Raw genomic sequence first — 21,798 nt, 5'->3', positions numbered from 1 at the left:
AAGATGAATAAGTTTTGGTATTGCTCATTGATAAGGTGTTTTGGAGTAATGCAATTTAGATTGGAAACAAAGTTGCTATGTAGCAGAGTAAGTTTTTTGATATGAGGATGTATTAATGGATTTAAATGTTATTGACGGAATAGTAAAAGTTTCAGCTTGTGTTTGTGGGAAAGATGGAGTTATTTCAAGGGTTGAAGAAGATTCAATGTATCAATTTATTCATGATAGATATCCAGAATATCTTAAAAAAAGATTCGAATCAGTTTTAGATGAATTCTTTCTTGAAGATATACAGATTGAAACATATATATCAGATGTAAAAAACTTCGGCTTAAACTCTTTCGTAGTTGAACTTTGTAGATTCAGTGCTGGATCTGATGGATTAGATATAAAAGAAAACATAGCATTAGATAAAGTTAAAAAAATGCTAGGTGAATCGAAATGAGTTATTTTGAAGATTCTTCACCTGACCCTAAGTCTCATATCAAAACATTAATGAGAATTGGCTATACGCTTCCATCAGCAATTGCAGATATAATTGATAATTCAATTGCTGCAAATGCAAAAAACATCAAGATTCAATCTCTTCCAGGACAATTAAACCCAAGTATTTCTATTGTGGATGATGGCTTTGGTATGAGCAAGGAAGAATTGATTAATAATATGAGAATTGGTTGTAAGGACCCTGGAGAAGATCGACTAACAGGAGACCTTGGGCGATTTGGATCTGGCATGAAAACAGCAAGTTTCTCACAGGCACGTAGACTAACCGTTTTTTCTAGGTCAGAAGGTGAATCTATTTATGCTGCTGTTTGGGATATAGATCAAATAGAGGAAAAGAACACTTGGTGTTTAGAAATATTGGAAGAATCTGAGATAAATAATCACCCATTACTTTTATTAAATGATGATTATAAACATGGGACTCAGATTGTTTGGGAAAAAATAGCTTGTCTAAACAAGACCAATCACTCACTAGATGATGATGTTGTTCTAGCATCTGCTTTAAGTGAATTAGATCCATACATATCATTATATTTTCATAAATTTATGGAGGGTAAGGAAAAAAGAAAGTTTTCTATTAATGGTAAATTACTTCAAGTAATAGATCCTTTTATGACAAGATCAGAAGGCTATCAAGAAGGGCGATCAGAAAAACTTAGATGTAAAGGTGGCTATATTGAAATTAATACTCATGTATTACCACATTTCAAAAGAATGGATAAAAAATCTCTTGATAGATTAGGCGGTGCGAATGGAATAGTACAAAATCAAGGTTTTTATATTTATCGTGAAAAAAGACTAATAAGTGCAGGAGGTTGGCTTGGATTAGCAAAAACTAGCCAGCTAGGCGCTCTTGCCCGAGTCGAAGTGAATATTCCATCAAGCTTAGATCAAGAATGGTCCACAGATGTGAAAAAATCGAGTCTCCAACTTCCTCCTAGAATAAAAAGAGAACTAAGAAAGTTTCTTTCTGATCCAATTAAACGTTCTAAAAATGTTTATAGTTATCGTGGTAAGCAAGATTGTGCCAATAAATATTGGGATATAAAAGAGAATGAAGTTGATCACACAATTAGCTACCAGATTTCTTCTAAAAACAATTCTCTAATTAATCTTTTAGATGGTCTAGAAGATAATAAGAAAAAAGAAGTTATAAAGTATTTAGGTGCCCTTTCAGAAAACATACCGCTGAATCATATTTATCAGAAAATGTCAGAGTCCCCTAAAGATATAAAACAAGACGATTTAGTTGGAGAGTTACTGTTTTCGATTGTAGATGGAGTTTTTAATGAATAAGTCTTTCTTTAATAAATTAATATCTCAGATTTCCTCTAATTTAAAGATGAACGAAGAGTTAGGAGTTTCTATAACTCCATCTTATATAGATTCTAAAGTTGATGAGATTTTTTCTCAGTTTAAAAGCAATGCTAATTTTTTATTTGAAGAGGAGGATGTAAAGCTTTTAAAGTTTAACCTTGAAAGTATGTTCAATGTTAAAGTTGGTGAGCATGCGATTAAACTATCAAATCCTGATTTGCCATTATGGTTTAATAATAAAAAGTCTAAGATCGAATGGTCTCATTGGGAAGCATATAAGGATATGCTATTGTCTCAGGCAAGGGCAATAGATGTAATTGATAAAAATGAAGCTGTTATCGATTCTATATTAGACTATTCTGGTGATCCAGAAACTCCTGGAACATGGTCTAGAAAAGGTCTTGTTATGGGGAATGTGCAGTCTGGTAAAACTCAAAATTTTTTAGGTTTGATTAACAAAGCAATAGATTGTGGTTATAAAACAGTAATTGTACTTGGAGGTCATTTAAATGATTTGAGAAAGCAAACACAAGAGAGAATTGATGAAGGTGTATTGGGCAGAGAGTCGAAACATTTACTTTTAGAAAATAGAACTATAGCTTCCCCTATTGGTGTTGGTATTTTTAATACTAAAAACGTTATCCATACTGGTACGTCAACGATGAAGGATTTCACTAAATCTTCAGCTGAAAGTTTTGGGATAAAACTAAATGGATCAGACCCGGTTATTTTTACTATAAAAAAGCATACTGGAGTTTTAGATGGTTTATATAACTATATTAAAGATGAGCATATGCTGTCCCCTGAAAAAGGGATTAGATTAGATGGGCCTTTGTTGTTAATTGATGATGAAGCGGATTATGCATCAATAAATACAAAACATCATAAGGAAGAAGTGACTAAAACTAATGATTGCATTAGGAATCTACTTTCTCTTTTTAATAGAAATACTTACGTTGGTTATACGGCAACTCCATTCGCCAATATATTTATTGATCCTGATGATAATTCTTATACAGATCAAGATGATTTATTTCCAAGAGATTTTATGATAAAGATTCCTGTTCCTGATAATTATTTAGGACAAGATTACTTTTTCAAAGATGAAGTTTTTAACGAAGATGGTAATGATTTTGATGATAATTACTCACCGTTAGTTATTATAAAGGATCATCATAGTATATTTGAGTTGAAGAGTAATGAAGAAATATTTTATTTGCCAGATAGCTTAAAGGAAGCTGTTCGATCTTTTATTATATCTGTTGCAATAAGAAATGTCAGAGGTGAAAGTACATCTCATAATACAATGTTAGTTAATGTTTCTCATTTGAAAATTCATCAAGATCAGCTAGAGTTTCTTATAGAAGAGTATAAGAAGGAGATATTTTTGGCTTTAGATGCTTTTTCTAAATTAAAAGGCACTTCATACTTAAATAATGTTGTTTTTACTGACTTAAAGAAAACTTTTAATGCTGTTTTTAATGTAGACGAAGAGTATGATCTAGTATTTAACAAATTACTTGATTCGGCTGGAAAAATTAAGGTCTGGGCAATAAACCAAGGTAATAAGAAATCTGACAATAGGGATTTAGATTATTCTAAACATAAAGATAACGGATTGTCTGTTATTGTGATAGGTGGCCATAAATTATCTAGAGGTCTTACTTTAGAAGGATTATCAATTTCCTACTTTTGTAGGAATTCAAAAGCTTACGATACATTAATGCAGATGTGTCGATGGTTTGGGTACAGGCCAACATACAAAGATTTATGTAAGGTCTATCTACCCCAAGAATCACAGGATTGGTATTCATTTATATCCACATCGATTAGAGAGCTATATCAAGAACTAGATTTAATGAGTAAAAGAGGAGAAAGGCCAAGTGATTTTGGGTTGAAAGTTCGAGAGCATCCAGGTGCAATGATTATAACTGCTAAGAACAAAATTGGCTTTGGTACTTCTGAAGTAATAAAGCAGGATTTATGGGGGCAAATTCAAAGAAGGTTTAAATTTAAGGAAAGTCCAGATATTAACGAAAAAAACATTCGATATACAGAAGGTTTTATACGGAAGCTTTTTGAAAGTGATAGGTTAGATCCAATATTATCTTTACCTAATTCAGACAGCCCGCTAATATTTTCTAATGTTGAATATGAAGATATTATAGATTTTATAAAAAATATAGATTTGCCAGAAGATGATGTAGGCAATATAGCTTTAATTTCTCATTTAAGAAGCATGAAAGAGAAAGGATTAGGGCTGCCAAAAGTTTGCTTGTTTAATCAAGGTAAAGGAAAGAGCCTTAGATGGGAAAGAGAACTTGGTGAAGATAATAAGGAGTTCATAAATAATAGCTATTTATTTTGTGAGCAGAAGATGAATTTGCCAAAACGAGCAATGAATTTTAAGGATGGTTTTTTCTATATACCTAGTGTTCAATTAGGTAATCCTGACGATGAAAAGTTTTTCCTGAAAAAACCTAATGAGGTTTCTGCTTCCTCTAAAAAGAAGCCTGTTAGTTTTGATTACTTATGTTCAGATGAACGGGATTTTCCTGGTCTTATAATTTATCTTTTTGCTGTCGCTCATGTTTCTCCTTATCCATTTAAGCAGAGTAATGTTTCCACTGTGAGCTTACCGCATGCTAAGAAGCCAACTCTAGGCTTTACCATCTCTATTCCAAGAATAGAGAAACTAAAAGGTTTGTCTGCTCAAGATATAGTGAAATTAAATAAAGAAACTAAGCATGAATATAAAATCAATAAAATAAAAGATAAACTTAGAGAAATAGCTGACTATGAAGATTATGATGAAGAGTGATTATGATCAATTTTTCAACGATGATCCTTGGAAAGGAATGGATATAGGGAGCTATCCTGCTGGTAGAAGGTTATATTTAAATGATGATCGCTTTTGGGTTTCAGTTGATGAGCTTGGTCGTAGATTGTTTTTTATTCATGAAAATTTTAATTTTAATGCTAAAATATTTGAGCAATTATCATCTTTAAAAATAGAATTAGATGACAGCTATAATGACTCCACTCGTCTTATATGCACGTTACTAGAAGATGACGAGGATTCAAGGAATAAGTTTTCAATAATTTCTAAAAATATAGCCTTTAGTACTAGCGATTTCTTTGGGCGTGATCTGTTTTTAAAAGTGCAATTAAAAATTAGAGAGTGGTCTAATTTTTTGAAGCCAACAAGGGCTGGTTTATCTTCTCCAGAACTTATAGGGTTTATTGGCGAGTTTTATTTTTTTAAAAAATATCTGTTAGAGTTTTTTAGTTTTTCTGATGCTACAAGGTTTTGGATTGGTCCTTCAGGAAAGAAGCAGGATGTAACACTTAATAGGATATCAATTGAAATTAAAACTTCGTTGGCAGGCGATGCTAAAACTATAAAAATTAGTTCATTAGAACAGTTAGAAAAAACAGTTCCTTCATTATATTTGATTCATTTTAATGCTACTCCAGCACAAAATAGTAAAGACTCTATTTCATTAAGAAGATTGCACGATGAGTGTTTAGAAATGATTAAATATGATATCGGAATGGAAACTACATTTTTAAGTAAAATATCTTATTTGTATGGTCAAGCAAGTGAAGAGCAATTAGATTTTAATTTTTTGATTGTATCTGAAGTGCTTTATTGTGTAGACGAGAATTTTCCAAAATTAACAGGCGAAAATGTCCCCGTAGGTATCTTTAAAGCAAACTATGAGCTATCAATTGAAGGGTTAAAAGGTTCAATCTCTAAAGAATCAATAAATCAGGTAGTTAAAAATGGATGATATTCTAGAATATAAAAATGAATTGTATAGTATTTCAAATATCGATGCAGATAAAAATTCTATTTTTCCTGAAGAGAGCTTTTTTGAGCATGTAGGTGAGATGTTGTCGGAAGCTGGAATACTAGATGATATTGAGTATTGCCCATATAGAAATACTCGAAAAGGCATGAAGTTAGATGGCTATAGTTGGAATCCTCTAGAAAAAACAATTTACGGAATAGTTGTTAACTTTACTAATGAAAAAGATCATATAGATACACTTATTAATTCTGAAATTAAAGATATAGGTAAAAAAGTAACAAAATTCTTTGAGGCAAGTATTGATGCTAATTTCATAGATAGTTTAGAAGTGACCGATCCTGGTAGATATGCGGCACAAGAGATAAGTAACTATATAGAAGAGTCAATTAAAATAAAAATTGTTATATTTACAGATCAAAAACTTAGTTCTCGTGTCAAAAAATTATCTATTGAAAACATTCTCGATAAAGATACGTCAATTGAAATTTGGGATATAGAAAGACTTAAAGGCTTGTCAGACTCTACGACAGATTCAGAAGAATTTACTGTTGATATAAAATCTTTAGGAGGAGGGCTGAAAGTCTTACCAGCCAATGAACTTGAAGGAGGTGTTAGTACATATTTAGGTATTATGCCGGGCGAGCTTTTGAGCAAGATTTATGATGAATTTGGTCAGAGGCTATTGGAAAGTAATGTAAGAACTTTTCTAGATTTCAGAGCTGGAACTAATAAGGGCATGAGGAAAACTCTTTTAACTGAGCCAGAAAGGTTTTTTGCATATAATAATGGATTGACAATTACTTCTACAGCCATAAAGACTGAAATAGTTGACGGTCAAATGATGATTTCTGAGCTTGATAATATGCAAATAGTCAATGGAGGGCAAACTACAGCTTCAATATATTTCTCACCTAAAGATAAAGGTGGTATTAAGAGCGAGAATCAAGAGTATTCTTACAGTGACATAGACCTTTCTAAGGTTTTTGTACAGATGAAATTGACTGTTGTAGGAGAGAAGGAAGTATCTGATTCTTTAAAAAACAATATAGCTACTTTTGCAAATTCTCAGAATTCAATACAGCAATCAGATTTAGTGTCTAATCATCCTTTTCATATAAACCTTGAAAGTAGGTCTCGTAAACAACTAATGCCGACAGGGAAACTTGGATACCCTACAAAATGGTTTTATGAAAGAGCAAGAGGGCAGTATACAACTCAATTAAGAGCTATGACAGCAAGTCGCAGTAATAAATTTATTGCTGAATACCCAAAGGATCAAGTTTTTACAAAAACTGATATGGCTAAGTATGAAAATACTTGGAGAATGAGGCCTCATGAAGTTAAGCGTGGTGCTCAAGCTAACTTGAAAGCATTAGGTCAGGTTATATTAAAAGAATTTGAAAAAAATGAAGATGATTTTGGCGCTATATTTTTTAATGATTTAGTAGCAAAAATGATTCTTTTTAGAAGTGCTGATTATGCAATTCCTCGATCTGAATGGTATAAACAGGAAAAAGGCTTTAAAGCAGAAATAGTGACTTATACACTTTCACTGTTAAGATACAGTCTTAGAAAAAATGGTAAAGATATAAACTTGAAAAGGATTTATAATAATCAGTCTGTTGGCGTGAGTTTATTAGGTTTTATAGTAGATCTTGCTTATAAAGTCAGAAATTTTATAACAGATCCATATTTTAGAGATGGTATTGTAAATCCCTCAGAATTTTGCAAATCTGAAAAAGGCTGGTTGAAATTTCAAAACTTAGAAGTGGATTGTAGTTCTATTGATAAAAATGATTTACTAGATGAAAATCAACTTAATGAAGTCGTTAAAGAGAATAGTGAGGTCATAAATACTTCTAAGTCTGTTTCTGATTTTGAATATATTATGGAAGTCAGTGCTGCGGAGTGGGCAAATATATCTGAGTATTTTTCGTCAAATTACCCGATTACACATAAAAATGTAGGAATCCCTCTTAAGTGTGTAGGCCTCCACCAATATGGTAAAGTACCTACAGACAAACAGATGAAAATGGCCGTTGAAGTTAGGAAGTTAGCTTATTTATCGGGCTTTGATTTTCTTTGAATATTTTAGTGATTATTTCACCAATTTTTTTTGCTAGGTAAGGAGGAACAGCATTTCCTACCTGTACATACTGATTTGTTCTATTGCCTTCGAAAATGTAGTTATCAGGAAAAGTTTGTAAGCGAGCAGCTTCACGAACACTTAGGCTTCTACATTGTTGAGGATCGTAATGCACAAAGTAGTGACCATCTTTTGAAATATGGCTCGTTATTGTTGTTGCATATTTGTTGGCTACTTGTACGCGAAAGCGGTCGGCATGAGTGCCTGTCTCCCAATTGGCATGAGCTGGTGCTAACTCTTTAGGAAAGTCCCGAGATTTTGGCGAGACACCTTTGATTTTTGCATAAGCTGCACAGTATGCATATCTGAGTAAGTCATCAGCCATATGACCTCTAGACTCATGGTTTAGAACTACTTGAAGATTAGGATCTATATACCAATTTTGTAATGACACCGGCATATTTAGCGCATTATTGCTTAATTTTCTTTCTTTTCTAGCTAATCTGTTTTTGGGTTGGAGGTTAAGTCTACTTATTGTATCTGCATTAAATTGTTTGATTAATGTGTTTTGTAATTTATTTGCATTATCAGAAACCAGATCTTCCCAATCTTCAGAATTGTCTTTTTGCTTAGACAACCCACTACGTAAACTTGGCAAGTCTCCAATGGCTTCTTCAACAGTGACCTGATCATTACATGATTTGAGTATTTCAGGAGTTGAACTTATATCTTCACGAATGCCAAGCAAAATAACACGGTGTCTTGCTTGAGGTATGCCGTATTGCTCACAACGAATTAGAAAATTTGTAGAGTCTTCATATTGTGGGTTTTCTGGGTCTTCGGCGTCAGTTACTAAAGAGTAAATTTTATAGCTAGGGATATTAGGTTGTTTTGTTACCAGACCAGGATTACGTAAATCTTCTAGGATTTGAGGAAACATAACTTGCCCGTTAACCTTAGCCGAAAGAATACCTCGTACATTTTCCATTACAAATACATCTGGTTTGGCTAGGCTAATGACCTCTAAATACTCTTTATATAAAAAATGGCGAGTATCATTTTCTGCAACATAGTTTTTATTGCCAGCATTTCTAGAACGCCCCGCTAGAGAGTATGCTTGGCATGGAGGGCCTCCGATCAAAACTTTTGGACCTTGGTGGTCTTTGACTAACGTTGAAATACGGTCGTGTATAAGATCGTTGTCTTTACCTAACTCTTTAGGCCCATTTAGCGTTTCGATTTGAGCTTCTATCGCTTCGTCTGGGTGTTGCTCAAACAACTCTTCTCTACTGATCTCACCATGTAAGTAGCGATAATAATTATCTAGATTTTGTGACTTTCTTTTAAGTAATCGATAAAAAGCGCGTGTTGTTAGCGTTTTATGCGCGAACATGTCTTTTTCTACAGAAACTCCTATATGAAAAGGAAACTTCCCATCGGGGGTTTGAGTTGCAGAAATACCTTCGCCAAGACCTCCTGGGCCTGCGAACAAATCAATAACCAAAATTTCACTGTTTTTCATAGCGTTACAACATACACGAATTGATGGCAGGGATAATACCAGGCTTAAGGATGCGCTTAAAGCTTTTGTTGGTGCTTCCTATATAAAGTTAATTATATAACTATAGGCTCTAAGATGATTAGACTATTACATTTAAATCTGGCCGCTGGGGGATTTTTACTGCCATTAATCCGCTGTTTTTATCCGCTAATAATCTAGTCAATCTGTTGTTTGATTGCTCTACGGTCGGTGTTATCGCGCTTGGTATAGTTTGTGTGCTGTTGCTGGGTGAAATAGATTTATCGATTGGTTCGATGAGCGGGGTTGGTTCTGCCATGCTTGGTGTGCTCTGGGCTAATGAAGGTTGGCCTATCGCGCTGGTGATTGGTGGGAGTTTGTGTGTCGGCGCGATAATAGGGTTTAGTTATGCTTTTGTGCGCACTAAATTTGGTATGCCTAGCTTTGTTTCTACCCTTGCGGGTTTGCTCGCGCTATTGGGGTTTCAACTTTATATCTTGGGGGATACCGGCTCGATTAATTTACCCTATGATTCTGCGTTAGTGAGTTTTGGTCAGTTAATGATCATTCCTGCTTGGCTGTCTTATTGTCTTGTGCTCTTGCCGGGTATTGTCGTGGTGGTGATGGGGTTGCGAGTTCGTCATAAACGACAATCGGTTAATCTTTCGGCAAAGAGTGTTAACAGTATTGTGTTTAAAGCGCTGGTGTTGACGGTCGTACTGGAAGCTATTGTGGCCTACCTCAATCAATCTCGTGGCGTACCATGGATGTTTGGTTTGTTTGTGGTCTTGGTGATTTGCATGAATTACGCGCTAACAAGAACAAAATGGGGGCGCTCTATGTTTGCCGTTGGTGGTAATGCCGAGGCAGCAAGACGAGCGGGAATTAATGTTAAAGCCATTTACATCAGTGCCTTTGTGACCTGTTCTACTTTGGCTACCTTGGGTGGTATTTTGGCCGCGGCTCGTTTGGCTTCTGCGAGTCAGCAAGCGGGTACCGGAGATGTAAATTTGAATGCGATCGCGGCGGCGGTCATCGGTGGCACCAGCTTGTTCGGTGGGCGTGGTTCGGCTTGGTCTGCTTTATTGGGTATTGTGGTTATTCAATCTATCGCCAATGGGCTAACGTTACTGAACTTATCGTCTGCTCATCGTTACATGATCACCGGAGCGGTGTTAGCCATCGCGGTCATTGTCGACAGCTTGGCACGACAAAGTCGTGTTACTCACGGTAAAGCATAAACAGGGTAGTGGAGGATTTGGCATTGAGGTTAAAGCCAATGAAAATATCTTTGTTTAGTAGGCATGTCTTGAAGGTATGCGTTGCGGGTGTATGTTGAATCGTCCTGAATTGGTTAATTAAAAACCGCTCTGAAATCTCAGAGCGGTTTTTTTATACATAGGATTTTAGTGTCTGTGATGGATGCTTATGTAAAAAACAGATATTTCAAAATGAAAAACGCAGCCAGTAAGTACACGCTGATACCAACGTCTTTGCCTTTACCAGAAAACAGTTTAATCGCTGCGTAAGTGATAAAAGACAGTGCGATACCATGGGCGATTGAGTAGGTTAGCGGCATGGTGAAAGCCGCTATCAATACAGGCGCGGCTTCTGAAATGTCTTCCCAGTCTACTTTCGCTAAGCTGCTTGCCATTAGTACGGCAACGTAAAGCAGAGCACCAGCGGTCGCATAAGAGGGAATAGACCCGGCTAATGGTGCGAAGAATAAACTTAGTAAAAATAATATCCCTACTACGACTGCCGTTAAACCAGTACGACCGCCAGCGGCAACACCAGAAGCGCTTTCGATGTAGCTGGTGGTTGATGAGGTACCAAAAGCAGCACCAATAACAGTGGCACTTGAATCTGCTAATAAGGCTTTTTTCAAGCGTGGTAAGTTACCATCTTTATCTAATAATCCGCCTCGCTGACCAACACCAAGCAAGGTTCCTGACGTATCGAATAAATCAACGAATAAGAAAGCGAAGATGACGCTGATCATGCCGACATTAAATGCGCCTGCTACATCCATTTTTAGGAAGGTAGGAGCGATGGAAGGTGGTGCAGATATAACGCCATTAAAGTGGCTGTAACCTAGAGCAATAGAGAGCACTGTGATGCAAAGAATCCCTATCATGACGGCGCCAGTGACTCTTAAGTGAGACAGGGCCGAAATGATAAAAAAACCTAATAAGCCAAAGATAGGGCCTGGTTTTGCTAGGTCGCCTAAGGTGACTAATGTGGCTGGGCTTTTCACGATAATACCTGTGTTTTGCAGGGCAACCATCGCTAGAAACAAGCCGATACCCGCTGCAATACCAAGCTTTAAAGACGAGGGAATGGCATTGATAACCCATTCTCGGATTCTAAAAATACTGATAACAATAAACACACAGCCAGAAAGAAAGACGGCGCCTAATGCTTGTTCCCATGTGTAGCCCATGCCTAGGACAACGCCATAAGTGAAGAAAGCATTGAGTCCCATGCCTGGTGCTAAGGCGATCGGGTAATTTGCGTACAAGCCCATAATAAGGCAGCCTGCCGCCGCTGCGATACAAGTTGCGACAAATACAGCGCCTTGATCCATGCCAGCTTGTGCCAAGATCGAAGGGTTGACGAAGATAATATAAGCCATCGTTAGGAAGGTTGTTATGCCTCCGATGATCTCATTACGTATCGTCGTATTGTGAGCTTTTAGTTGGAAAAGACGTTCGAGCATTGAGTAACCTTTTATATTAAATAGCCTAATTGATAGACAGATAAACGACTTAGCGTCACTTAAAGGTAAATTATTAGGTCAACGTGGGGTGATATTTAAGCAATTGGTCAGACTTTGTAAAAAGAGCGCTAGTATAAAAAATTTGATCGGATTATGGCAGGGCTAATGATGAAATAGTTGGGCTGCTTACGTATATCCAATATTTCTTTGTTTTTCGCTCTTTACTGTTGCTAGGTTTAACGAATGTGCGGGGCCATCATAGATGTGAGTGTGCAGAGAGTTTTTGCTGTTTTTGTTGCCTGAGAAACAAGAAGCCAACCCAATGTCGGCTTCTTGTTGGAGGACGTATTAATGATCAGGTAGCAGTCGATATTTTCTGTCGTTATATAGCCATGTCCCAAGTAGTGGGTGTGCAATGGCTTCTTTAATTAAGTCTTCGTTTATTTTCTTGCTAGGAATGAGTTGTTTGTTTTTATAAATGAAGGACTCTGGCGCTTTCTTAGGCTGCAATACGACAACGTCATTGCCTTTCATGTAGGCTTCATTTTGATGGAACTGCATGATTGCACGGCCGATATAGTCAGGGCTGGCAGTTGTCATGTCTTTCCCAATCATAGGGTGAGTAGAGCTTATCCCCATAAGAGACAATAGCGTGGGCGCTAGATCCAGCTGACTAACGATACGGTAGTCTGCCTTTGGCGCTATGCCGTCACCCAATATAAGCGCGGGTATATGAAAGTTGGTGATAGGAACCAGCTCAGGGCGAGTTGAGCGAGCGTCATGGTCGGCGACGATTAAGAAGATGGTGTCTTTCCAATAGTCAGATTTCTTGGCGAGTTTGAAAAATTGACCAACAGCATAGTCTGCATATTTAACCGCGTTTTCACGGGTGTTCTTTGGTGTGTTGTATAGGTTTATTTTCCCATCGGGAAATTCATAAGGGTCATGATTCGAAGAGCTAAAGACCAAGCTGAAAAACGGCTTATTAGATTTCGATTTTTCAATAAATTGCTGATTGGCTTTTCTGAATAAATCCTCATCACTCACGCCCCATGAGCCGACAAACTCAGGCTTAACGAAATCTTTCTCTTCGATGATGGAATCAAAACCGTTGCCTAAGAAAAAGCTCTTCATGTTGTCAAAATGCGCGCCACCACCATACATAAAACTCGTGTCGAAGTGATACTTATCCAGCAGTTTCGCTAGAGTGAAGAAATTTGTTTGTGAGTTGGGGAGTTTGACAGTACTTCGTGCCGGTGTCGGGACAAATCCGGTGACGACGGCCTCAATACCACGAACAGATCGTGTACCCGTAGCGTACAAATTATCGAAAGCCCAGCCTTGTGTTGCCAATTTATCGTATTCAGGTGACAGCGGTAAGCCGCCTAAACGACCGATAAATTGTGCACCTAAGCTTTCTTCTAAAATGATAACGAGATTTTTTGGTCGAGCATATTGTCTGCTCGCGGTTTGTTTATGTAAGGTTGGATACGTATCAGAGACAAAGTCTGTTAAAGGAATGCCCATAGATTGGCGGATTTCATCAACAATTTGGGGCTTTTTCATCAATGGATAAAGTTGAAACGAGCTGACTTCGCCGGACAATTGACTGACCGCGTATAGCATAGAATACGTGGAGTTTAGAGTAAGGCTATTCGTGAGAGGGTCATTGGTAAATGCCGTATAACTTGGGTTAATCGCTCTGTGCTGTAGGCTTGATCTAGCGGCCAGTACACACACTAATAAGACGATAATGGCCAGTACTGGGCGCTCAAACCATCTTGGTTGTGGTGAGTTAACAATACTGCGTTTACGAAAAATCCGATACGCAATTAGCGTGGTTGCTACCGTAATGCCGAACGTAATAACCAGCGTTAATTTGTGCCCCTCAATTAGCATGGAAAACACTTCTTTTGGGTAAATAAGGTATTCAACGAATAAGCGATTTGGGCGTAAATTGTACTCATTTATAAAGGCAGGGGTAGCGGCTTCCATAAAGACAAAAAAAACAAAAATACCAGTGAGCCATAATCGACAAATCACATCCCAGAATCGATTTAGGTAGGGAATGCCTGATATTAGCAGACTAATAATGGCGGGTAAGGCAACCCAATAGCTAATAGTTGCTAAATCGATCCGAAACCCAAACCCTAAAATTGTTAGCCAATCAGAGGCAGAACTAATTCGGTCAGATTCCCATAGCATGAGTCCAAGACGGCTCATTGTAAAAATTAAAAGCGAAGCGATTAAGAAGGTGCTAAAGGGGCGTAGGGGAGAGAGATAACGTTGGAATACTGTATACATCTTTATATTCATACACTTATTGAAATGAGTATGAATATAAGCATAAATGTGCAAAAAATACTAACGTATTCATGCCTACGCTCACTCAAATTTTGTGGTGAGTGTGCGTAGGCATAGTGCGTGTTATGAGTTATGAGTTATGAGTTATGAAATGTTAAGAGCGACAGCGACTGTAGATATCTAAATTTTTATCATAGGCTGTTGTTTTTACATCCATAATGCCAAGTAGTGTACTGAAGATATAATCTTGTGAGAATCCTCCTGCTTTTGCTTCACTTTTTAGACAGGCCTCATTGATGCCTTTGCTTTTCTTAAAGCCATCAGACATCCATAAAATGAGCGGCACTGTCGTCTGAAAGGCTGGGGCAACAGCATACGGGACGCCGTGAAGGTACAGCCCATTTTCGCCTAAGGATTCACCATGATCAGAGATATAGAAAAGCGCGGTGTTGTACTGGTCGCTGAGCGCTTTTAGCTTGTCTATCGCTTGGCTGATCACATAGTCGGTATAGACAATGGTATTGTCATAGGTGTTTACAATTTGGTCTATGGAGCAGTCTTCTATCTCACTGGTTTGACAATCTGGTGAGAATTTTTGTTGAGCCTTGGGGTAGCGTAAGTAATAGGTTGGCCCATGGCTCCCCATGATGTGCATAACGATGAGTTTTTCTTTGCCTTTCATTTTTGCAATTTCACCGTCTAGTCCTTGAAGTAAAGCCATGTCTAAGCAAGTACTGCCATTACAGAATTGGTCTTTACGGGATCTGTCTAGTTCTATTTTAGGAATGCGTTTGGCGACGTCTTTATCACCACCATCGTTTTCTTTCCAAAGCAATGACACTCCCGCGCGTTGCAGTATGTCCATCACGTTGTCTTGGCTGTATGTACGCTCTTTGTTGTAATCGTGACGGTCTTGTTGGGAGAACATGCAGGGCACAGATACAGCGGTAGCGGTGCCACAAGAGTGAACGTTTTGAAACGAGATAACGCCTTGTTTTTCGGTGTAAGGGTTGGTGTTTTTTGCGTAGCCATTAAGGGCATAATTTTGTGAACGCGCTGTTTCACCAAGAATAAAGAAAAACAAAGTGGGTTTTTCATTATTGTCTTTTGCTGCCAATTTGGCGTCTTCACCAATGTGTTTGAACGTCATTGGAGTAGAAAAATAGGTGTCATGTAAATAGTTGTAACCGCTGTAAAGGTAATAGGTAGGAATCACCATTCTTTTTAAAAAGCTGTTGTTGCGTCCTACTGAGCTTAAATCTTTATAGACGAAAAACACCACGATTAATAATAGAACTAAGGAAATGACGATGGCGATTAGTTTTCTAACCAGAGCAAGGCCTGGTTTCATTGGTGCAAATGCCACCAAAAGAGATGGGATGACGCCAGTAATGATGACCCAGCTAATTGAATGCAAATTCAAGTAGGATGCGGCTTCACTCGAGTCTGTCTCAAAAGCATTTTCTATCATTCCGTAATCAACGCTGATCCCATAAAACAGCATGGCGTAGCTGACTAGGCTTGACGTGATGAGTAAAAATATAAAGATGGGTTTGGCTAAATAAGGCCAACTAAACAGATTGAAAATAATGCTCAGCAGTAAAAAGATAAAGATAGGAATCGAAATAATGAAGCTAATATGAACCGTGTCTACCTCTGATAAAATTTTATAAAGACTTTTATATAGAGGGAAATTGACAACAATGGCGTAGTAAGCGGCAACAATTAAAGCTAAAGAGGTGTAAGAGAGTTGGAATTTACGTTTTTTTATTTGAGAAGAGTTTTGCTCTTTCATCAGTGTTCCTAGAGTGGAGGATATATTTTCAAGCATTCTAATAGAATAGAGGTGGAAAAAAAATAAAAGAAAATGAGTTTAAAATGATTGAAATAAGGTTTTTATAAAGTTTTTTCTAGAATGCGCGTTTGTTTTTGTGTGTCTTCGAAAAAGAAGCATCTAAAACTGTGCCTTTTTACGGTAAAGGCAAAGCGTTGGTAATCGAGTTTGTTACGAAGACGTGTAGCGATTAAGCGACAACTAACTTGCCGGCCGCGTTTCTTTGATTTGATCTCGATGTGATTACATGTTCCTGAGTTAAGCATTGCCTTCCTTGGCAGACGTTAGCGTTTTTATTTTGATGTCTTTGCTAGCGGGCGCAGGTTAAGTGCGGCAAGGATGGTAGATGTCTAAATTCTTATTATAAGCATCGGTTTTTACATCCATGATGCCAAGCAAGGTGCTAAATACGTAATCTTGTGAAAAACCTCCGCGCTTAGCTTCATTTTTTAAGCATTGCTCATTAATTTTTTTGCTTTTCTTAAAGCCATCTGACATCCATAAAATAAGCGGTACCGTGGTTTGAAATGCAGGTGCCACAGCATAAGGTACGCCGTGTAAATACACGCCATTTTCACCCAAAGACTCACCATGGTCAGAGATATAGAAAAGCGCGGTGTTGTACTGATTACTGAGTGCTTTTAGTTTGTCGATAGCTTGGCTGATCACATAGTCTGTATAGACAATGGTGTTGTCATAGGTGTTTACAATTTGGTCTATGGAGCAGTTTTCTATTTCGCTACTTTGGCAATCGGGTAAGAATTTTTGCTGATCTTTCGGGTAACGCAAATAATAGGTTGGTCCATGACTTCCCATGATGTGCATAACAACAAGTTTCTCTTTGCCTTTCATGGCAGAGACTTCGCTGTCTAAATTTTGCAGTAATGACATGTCTAAACAAGTGCTGCCATTGCAGAATTGGTTTTTATGAGACCTGTCTATTTCTATTTTAGGAATGCGTTTGGCGACCTCTTTATCACCACCGTCGTTTTCTTTCCAAAGCAATGAGACTCCCGCACGTTGCAGTATGTCCATCACGTTATCTTGAGTGTAGGAGCGCTCTTTGTCGTAGTCGTGGCGACCTTGTTGGGAAAACATGCAAGGAACAGACACTGCGGTGGCAGTACCGCAAGAGTGCACATTCTGAAACGAGATGACGCCTTGTTTTTCGGTGTAAGGGTTGGTGTTTTTTGCGTAGCCATTTAAGGCATAGTTCTGTGAACGAGCGGTTTCGCCAAGAATAAAGAAAAACAAAGTCGGTTTTTCGGTAGCGACATCGGCGGTTAATGTCGCGTCCTCACCTATGTGCTTGAAGGTCATAGGGGTTGTTAAGTAGGTATCATGTATATAGTTGAGGGTACTGTAGACGTAGAAGCCTGGGATAATCATCTTTTTTAGGTATTTATTGTTGCGACCCACTGAGCTGAAGTCTTTATAGGTGAAAAAAAGCAGGGCCAAAAGAAGACTGAACAGAATAACAAGCACAACGCTTTTTTTGAGTAATGCTAAGCCTGGCTTCATCGGCGCAAAGGCGACTAATAGAGAGGGGATGACCCCCATGATGGTGATCCAGGTAATAGAATGCAAATTCAAGTAGGAAGCGGCTTCACTTGGGTCGGTTTCAAAGGCATTCTCGATCATTCCATAATCGACATTGATGCCATAATACAGCATGACATAACTCACCATGCTGGAGGTGATCAATAGGAATATAAAAATAGGTTTGCCTAGGAAGGGCCAGCTTAACAAGTTGAATAAAATGGCATTCAATAAAAAAATAAAAGTCGGGATCGCAAAAATGAAGCTTACATGGACATTGTCTAGCTTACTGAGAATTTTATAAAATTCGGAATAGAGCGGGATGTTAACGATAGTGGCGTAATATAAGGCGAGAATTAACGCTAGGCTTGTATAGGAAAGTGTAAACTTGATTTTTTTTACATGAGTAGAAGTTTTTTCTTTCATTAACAATCCTAGGATAAAATTTTCTTAGAATGTAAATGTTAATAAACGTCAGATAAAAAAAAGATGAAAAATTGTTGTTTTATAAGCTAAAAATCTTATTTAATTTCAAATATTTACAGGGTCGATATGCTGTTTTGCTATTCAGCAAGGTAATGACACTTTGGCTCTCTTGGCCTTAGAAAACGGTGTCATTACGTTTGCTTCGAACTGCAATATTATTGATGAACGTGGAAGATAAGAGCTTTCAATCCACTTTCTTCGTCAATGTCTAAAAATTCAGGCGGGTTTTCTAGGCGAGTTTGAAACGCTAGTTTGGGTGCTTCTTCCTTCATGCCATCAATTAAGAATTGTGACGTTAAGTTCGGGTCATTTACACAGGCGAGAACAGTACCTTGCTCGCACAGTAAATCAGGAAGGCGGCGTAGGATTTTTTGATAGTCTTTAGTAATCGCAAAGCTGCCTTTCTGGAAACTGGGCGGATCAATAATAATCAGGTCATAGGGTCCGTATTTTTTGATTTTTCCCCAAGATTTAAAGATATCGTGTCCAAAGAAAGAGACTTGGCTTAGGTCGTGTTCGTTTAAACGATGATTCTCTCTTCCTCGGTTCAAAACAGACTTCGCCATGTCTAGGTTCACAACGTATTCAGCTCCGCCTGCAAGCGCTGCGACCGAGAAACCACAAGTGTAAGAGAATAAATTAAGCACTCGTTTATGTTGGCTGTTCTCTTTGACCCATTGTCGACCAAAACGCATGTCCAAAAAAAGTCCGTTATTCTGATTGCGATCAAGGTCTAGTTGAAACTTGAGATCGTTTTCTATGATGACTTGTTGCGGTACATGCTCTCCCCAAAGGCATTCAATTAGGTTGCTGCTAAGGTAGCGATGCTGGAGCAATAGTGATGTTGTTTCGCTTGCTTGCCACTCGTCGCTCAAAGGCCATGTTTGTATTGTTTGTTGTAATTCTGACAAAAACTCATCGCTGGGTTGTTTAAATAATGACACCAATACTTGCCCTTGCAGCCAATCTACGGTGATGTGCTCTAAGCCTGCATAGCAACGACCACGACCGTGAAACAGTCTTCGGGTTTCACCTCGTATAGAGGTTAGTGCGGCGAGAGTGTGTTGAGTGAGAGAAGGTAAGGCTGTGTTAATCATAGTGGTGTTTTTAGCATTAGTTTGTGAATAGGTATTGGAAAGCCATTGCTTTAATTGTCCGTATTTTACTGTGAATTTAGTGTGCTAGTCAGCATAAACAAGAAGATAGCCTCACCAAAGACGAATATGGCGAGGCTATTTTCTCTGTTAGTTGTTTGCTTGGCTATTTAGTTGGCGGCTTTTCTCCAGCGAACTAGGTCGATCAATAGAAAACATAATAGGCTAACGCCCATGGCAGGTAAGCTAACACCCAGTGCGATGGCGATGGCCAGAGTAATGACTTTTGTGCCTGCGCCAAGATTGTTCCATGCTTCGAGCAGCGGTTTGGATGTCGCGCCGGGAGCAGGGCGACGACGCCACCACATCATGTATCCCCAGACGACCATGGTACATAGGCCAAGCCCAAAAAAGACTAAGACAACCTGATTGACGACACCGAACAAAATACCCATATGAAAGTCGATACCCCAACGAATCAGTTTAGCGACAATAGGGAAAGTGGCGAAATCGGCACGGCTAATGACTTTCATATCCGTTGGGTTGATAGTTACTGAATCCACTTGCGTTGGCCATGAGCGGTCAATTTCACGAACAAACCATGCTTGATTGGCTTTTCGTGGTGGTTTGATTTCAATTTTATTGGCATCGATACCCGCGTTACGTGCGGTTGCTAAAATCTGATCAAATAATTGGTCCGTATTTTTAGTCGCATCCGTATTGGGTAGGCTCATATTAGGAGAGGGCGTATACCAGCCTAAGGCCTGACGAACGGTGGAAATATTTCCGCCAGCCCACTTAGACCACGTTAAACCAGTTGCTGAGAAAAACAACAAACCAATGAGTAATGCCAAACCTAGCTGGCTGTGGTTTTTTCTTGTTTTTAAATAAGGTGTTCGTGATGCCACGTTTGCTTTGTTTTTCTTACCGCCTTTAAACCATAAGAAAAAACCGCCTAAGGCGACAATCCACAACCAAGAAGCGGCCAATTCGCTGTAGTTTCGACCAAACTCGCCTAGCAAAAGTTGCCTATGGAGAAAGTCGAGCGTCATTCGAAAAGGCAAAATACCACTGGTTCCATAGACGGCCATATCGCCTTTAACAGCAAGTGTTACAGGGTCGATAAAAACGGCTCTGGCACCCGAATCTGTCGTAGCGTCTAAAAACATAATGCGCGTCGTATCACCTTTTTCAGGCGCTGGCCTGACGGCAAACAAGGTCAATGCCTTAGGCAGTGACTGTTTGGCCGCGGCTATTTGAGCAGCAAGCGGCTGACTTTGTCCGACACTTTGTGTGGTGAGAGCCTCTTTATACATCGCGTGTTCAATTTGCGGCGTAAGAACGTATAAGGTTCCTGTTAGTGCGGCGACAAAGATAAAAGGACCAATAAACAGTCCAATGTAAAAATGAAGCCGTGTAATCAACATAAGTAAGGCGTTTGGGTTCGCCGTTTTATTATTTAAATGTTCGTTATTCATAAAAATAGAAAATCCATGAACCACGTCTGTCATGGTTAATTAAATTGCCGTTACTCGATGAAATGAGTTAAGCCGCATTAATAACCTGATGACATGGTATAAGCGTAGCAAAGCAGACGACTTTTAAAATCGCGATATAAGCGGCATTAAGTAGAAGTCGTCGTGTGTTTAAATTTTGTAGCTGGAGCTCGTGCTTGCGATTGTGGGAGGTGCTCTAGGTAAGATGGCAGAATAAACATCAAGAGATTGCCTGCCATGGATGGCTAAAACATAGTTAAGATAAGCCATTTGAAGCAGGGCGGGTAGGCTAAAAGACGGAGCGCTAAGCCAGTTTAAGTGGAACAGTAACGTACAATAACCACAAGCCGCTTCTAAGCCGGTATGGTGATGTGACATAGCGTGTGTTGCATGACTCGTAGAATGGCTCGCTGGGTGGTGCATTGCTCCCATATCACCGGACATGCCGTCCATAGAGTAAGGCATAGCACTATGGTGCATCATGCCAGTGCTCATCTGCAGTTGAGAAAATAGCGGAGCAATATAGATGAGCATCATTGCAAATAGGCTAACCAATACGGCTTTGCGCATTGGTTTTGCATTATTGCTGATGTGACTAAAGGGCGTCATTAGCGAGTTCAAGCTAGAATCTATTCAATACCAAGTAGTAAGCTTAAGATTGAATATCGTGCTGATGTTCTTCGGCAGAAGAAACGATACATTCTCCAGCCAGATTTGATGCGACACCGACGCAAAAACCATCTTTTTGCATCCCTGTTAGCCATTTGTCAGACCATTCTTGAGCGGACACTTCCAGTGATTGGAAGCCTTCATAGTCTTTAGCACCCCATTCAGAGGCAAGTTCAGCCGTTGGCCAAATAGGCAGTACTTTGTCGCTTCCTAGATCAATGATCAAACAGCCTTCGGCATCGGCTAATAGAAAGACACTCATGCCTTTTTTAATATGTAAGATGACTTCCTCATAACGACGGTTACTTGGTAAACGGAAAAATGCATCAGAAGAAAAATCAGGCGTGGTCATTGGAATAAAACTCGAATAAAAAAGAAACCATAATAGCATGTTATGGTTTCTTTTCTGTAGTGCT

15 protein-coding genes are annotated in these 21,798 nt (G+C 38.6%); 6 read left to right on the top strand and 9 right to left on the bottom strand.

Going from position 1 to position 21,798, the window contains the following annotated elements:
- The first annotated feature begins 115 nt into the window (after positions 1 to 115).
- The 5 genes from V6259_RS06415 to V6259_RS06395 are packed head-to-tail and all read left to right on the top strand — an operon-like array spanning position 116 to position 7,722.
- Positions 116 to 445, top strand: coding sequence for a hypothetical protein (locus V6259_RS06415; RefSeq protein ID WP_341583800.1), 330 nt, complete (start codon positions 116 to 118; stop codon positions 443 to 445).
- Positions 442 to 1,800 (top strand): ATP-binding protein, encoded by a 1,359-nt coding sequence (locus V6259_RS06410; RefSeq protein ID WP_341583799.1) that lies wholly within the window; start codon positions 442 to 444, stop codon positions 1,798 to 1,800. The genes V6259_RS06415 and V6259_RS06410 overlap by 4 nt, the downstream gene beginning before the upstream one ends.
- Positions 1,793 to 4,642: a Z1 domain-containing protein gene (locus V6259_RS06405; RefSeq protein ID WP_341583798.1), complete on the top strand. Its 2,850-nt coding sequence runs from the start codon at positions 1,793 to 1,795 to the stop codon at positions 4,640 to 4,642. The genes V6259_RS06410 and V6259_RS06405 overlap by 8 nt, the downstream gene beginning before the upstream one ends.
- The gene (locus tag V6259_RS06400; protein WP_341583797.1) at positions 4,629 to 5,615 is read left to right on the top strand and encodes a PD-(D/E)XK motif protein; all 987 of its coding nucleotides are present in this window, start codon (positions 4,629 to 4,631) and stop codon (positions 5,613 to 5,615) included. Before V6259_RS06405 ends, V6259_RS06400 begins: the two co-directional genes overlap by 14 nt.
- Complete coding sequence (locus tag V6259_RS06395; protein ID WP_341583796.1) at positions 5,608 to 7,722, top strand: AIPR family protein; 2,115 nt, start codon at positions 5,608 to 5,610, stop codon at positions 7,720 to 7,722. Before V6259_RS06400 ends, V6259_RS06395 begins: the two co-directional genes overlap by 8 nt.
- Here V6259_RS06395 and V6259_RS06390 read toward each other — a convergent pair.
- Positions 7,682 to 9,244: a DNA cytosine methyltransferase gene (locus V6259_RS06390; RefSeq protein WP_341583795.1), complete on the bottom strand. Its 1,563-nt coding sequence runs from the start codon at positions 9,242 to 9,244 to the stop codon at positions 7,682 to 7,684. The two genes, V6259_RS06395 and V6259_RS06390, sit on opposite strands and share 41 nt — an antisense overlap.
- Before the next feature lie 125 nt (positions 9,245 to 9,369).
- Between V6259_RS06390 and V6259_RS06385 the strand changes: the two genes are divergently transcribed.
- Positions 9,370 to 10,482 carry a sugar ABC transporter permease gene (locus V6259_RS06385; RefSeq protein WP_341583919.1) on the top strand — a complete coding sequence of 371 codons (1,113 nt, stop codon included), beginning with the start codon at positions 9,370 to 9,372 and terminating at the stop codon, positions 10,480 to 10,482.
- A gap of 185 nt (positions 10,483 to 10,667) precedes the next feature.
- Here the strand turns inward: V6259_RS06385 and V6259_RS06380 are convergent, their stop codons facing one another.
- The 8 genes from V6259_RS06380 to V6259_RS06345 form a co-directional block, all read right to left on the bottom strand.
- Positions 10,668 to 11,960 carry an NCS2 family permease gene (locus tag V6259_RS06380; RefSeq protein ID WP_133011343.1) on the bottom strand — a complete coding sequence of 431 codons (1,293 nt, stop codon included), beginning with the start codon at positions 11,958 to 11,960 and terminating at the stop codon, positions 10,668 to 10,670.
- Positions 11,961 to 12,308: 348 nt separating this feature from the next.
- A complete protein-coding gene (locus tag V6259_RS06375; protein ID WP_341583793.1) occupies positions 12,309 to 14,165 on the bottom strand; it encodes an LTA synthase family protein in 1,857 nt (618 codons plus the stop codon).
- A 253-nt stretch (positions 14,166 to 14,418) separates the two neighbouring features.
- Complete coding sequence (locus tag V6259_RS06370; RefSeq protein WP_341583792.1) at positions 14,419 to 16,059, bottom strand: phosphoethanolamine transferase; 1,641 nt, start codon at positions 16,057 to 16,059, stop codon at positions 14,419 to 14,421.
- A gap of 363 nt (positions 16,060 to 16,422) precedes the next feature.
- Positions 16,423 to 18,063, bottom strand: coding sequence for a phosphoethanolamine transferase (locus V6259_RS06365; protein WP_341583791.1), 1,641 nt, complete (start codon positions 18,061 to 18,063; stop codon positions 16,423 to 16,425).
- 215 nt (positions 18,064 to 18,278) lie between these two features.
- On the bottom strand, positions 18,279 to 19,220 hold the full coding sequence (locus tag V6259_RS06360; protein ID WP_341583790.1) for a class I SAM-dependent methyltransferase: 942 nt from the start codon (positions 19,218 to 19,220) through the stop codon (positions 18,279 to 18,281).
- Positions 19,221 to 19,387: 167 nt separating this feature from the next.
- Entirely contained in the window at positions 19,388 to 20,695 is a 1,308-nt protein-coding gene (locus V6259_RS06355) for a PepSY-associated TM helix domain-containing protein (RefSeq protein ID WP_341583789.1), read from the bottom strand.
- A 168-nt stretch (positions 20,696 to 20,863) separates the two neighbouring features.
- Positions 20,864 to 21,322, bottom strand: a complete 459-nt coding sequence (locus V6259_RS06350; protein WP_341583788.1) for a DUF2946 domain-containing protein — start codon at positions 21,320 to 21,322, stop codon at positions 20,864 to 20,866.
- A 43-nt stretch (positions 21,323 to 21,365) separates the two neighbouring features.
- Positions 21,366 to 21,773, bottom strand: a complete 408-nt coding sequence (locus V6259_RS06345; RefSeq protein ID WP_341583787.1) for a DUF2750 domain-containing protein — start codon at positions 21,771 to 21,773, stop codon at positions 21,366 to 21,368.
- Between the last annotated feature and the right edge of the window lie 25 nt (positions 21,774 to 21,798).

The sequence above is a fragment of the Marinomonas sp. TI.3.20 genome (assembly GCF_038155025.1).
Taxonomy (GTDB): domain Bacteria; phylum Pseudomonadota; class Gammaproteobacteria; order Pseudomonadales; family Marinomonadaceae; genus Marinomonas; species Marinomonas flavescens.
The sequence above is the reverse complement of the archived record's forward strand: the minus strand, read 5'-3'. Positions and strand labels throughout refer to the sequence as shown.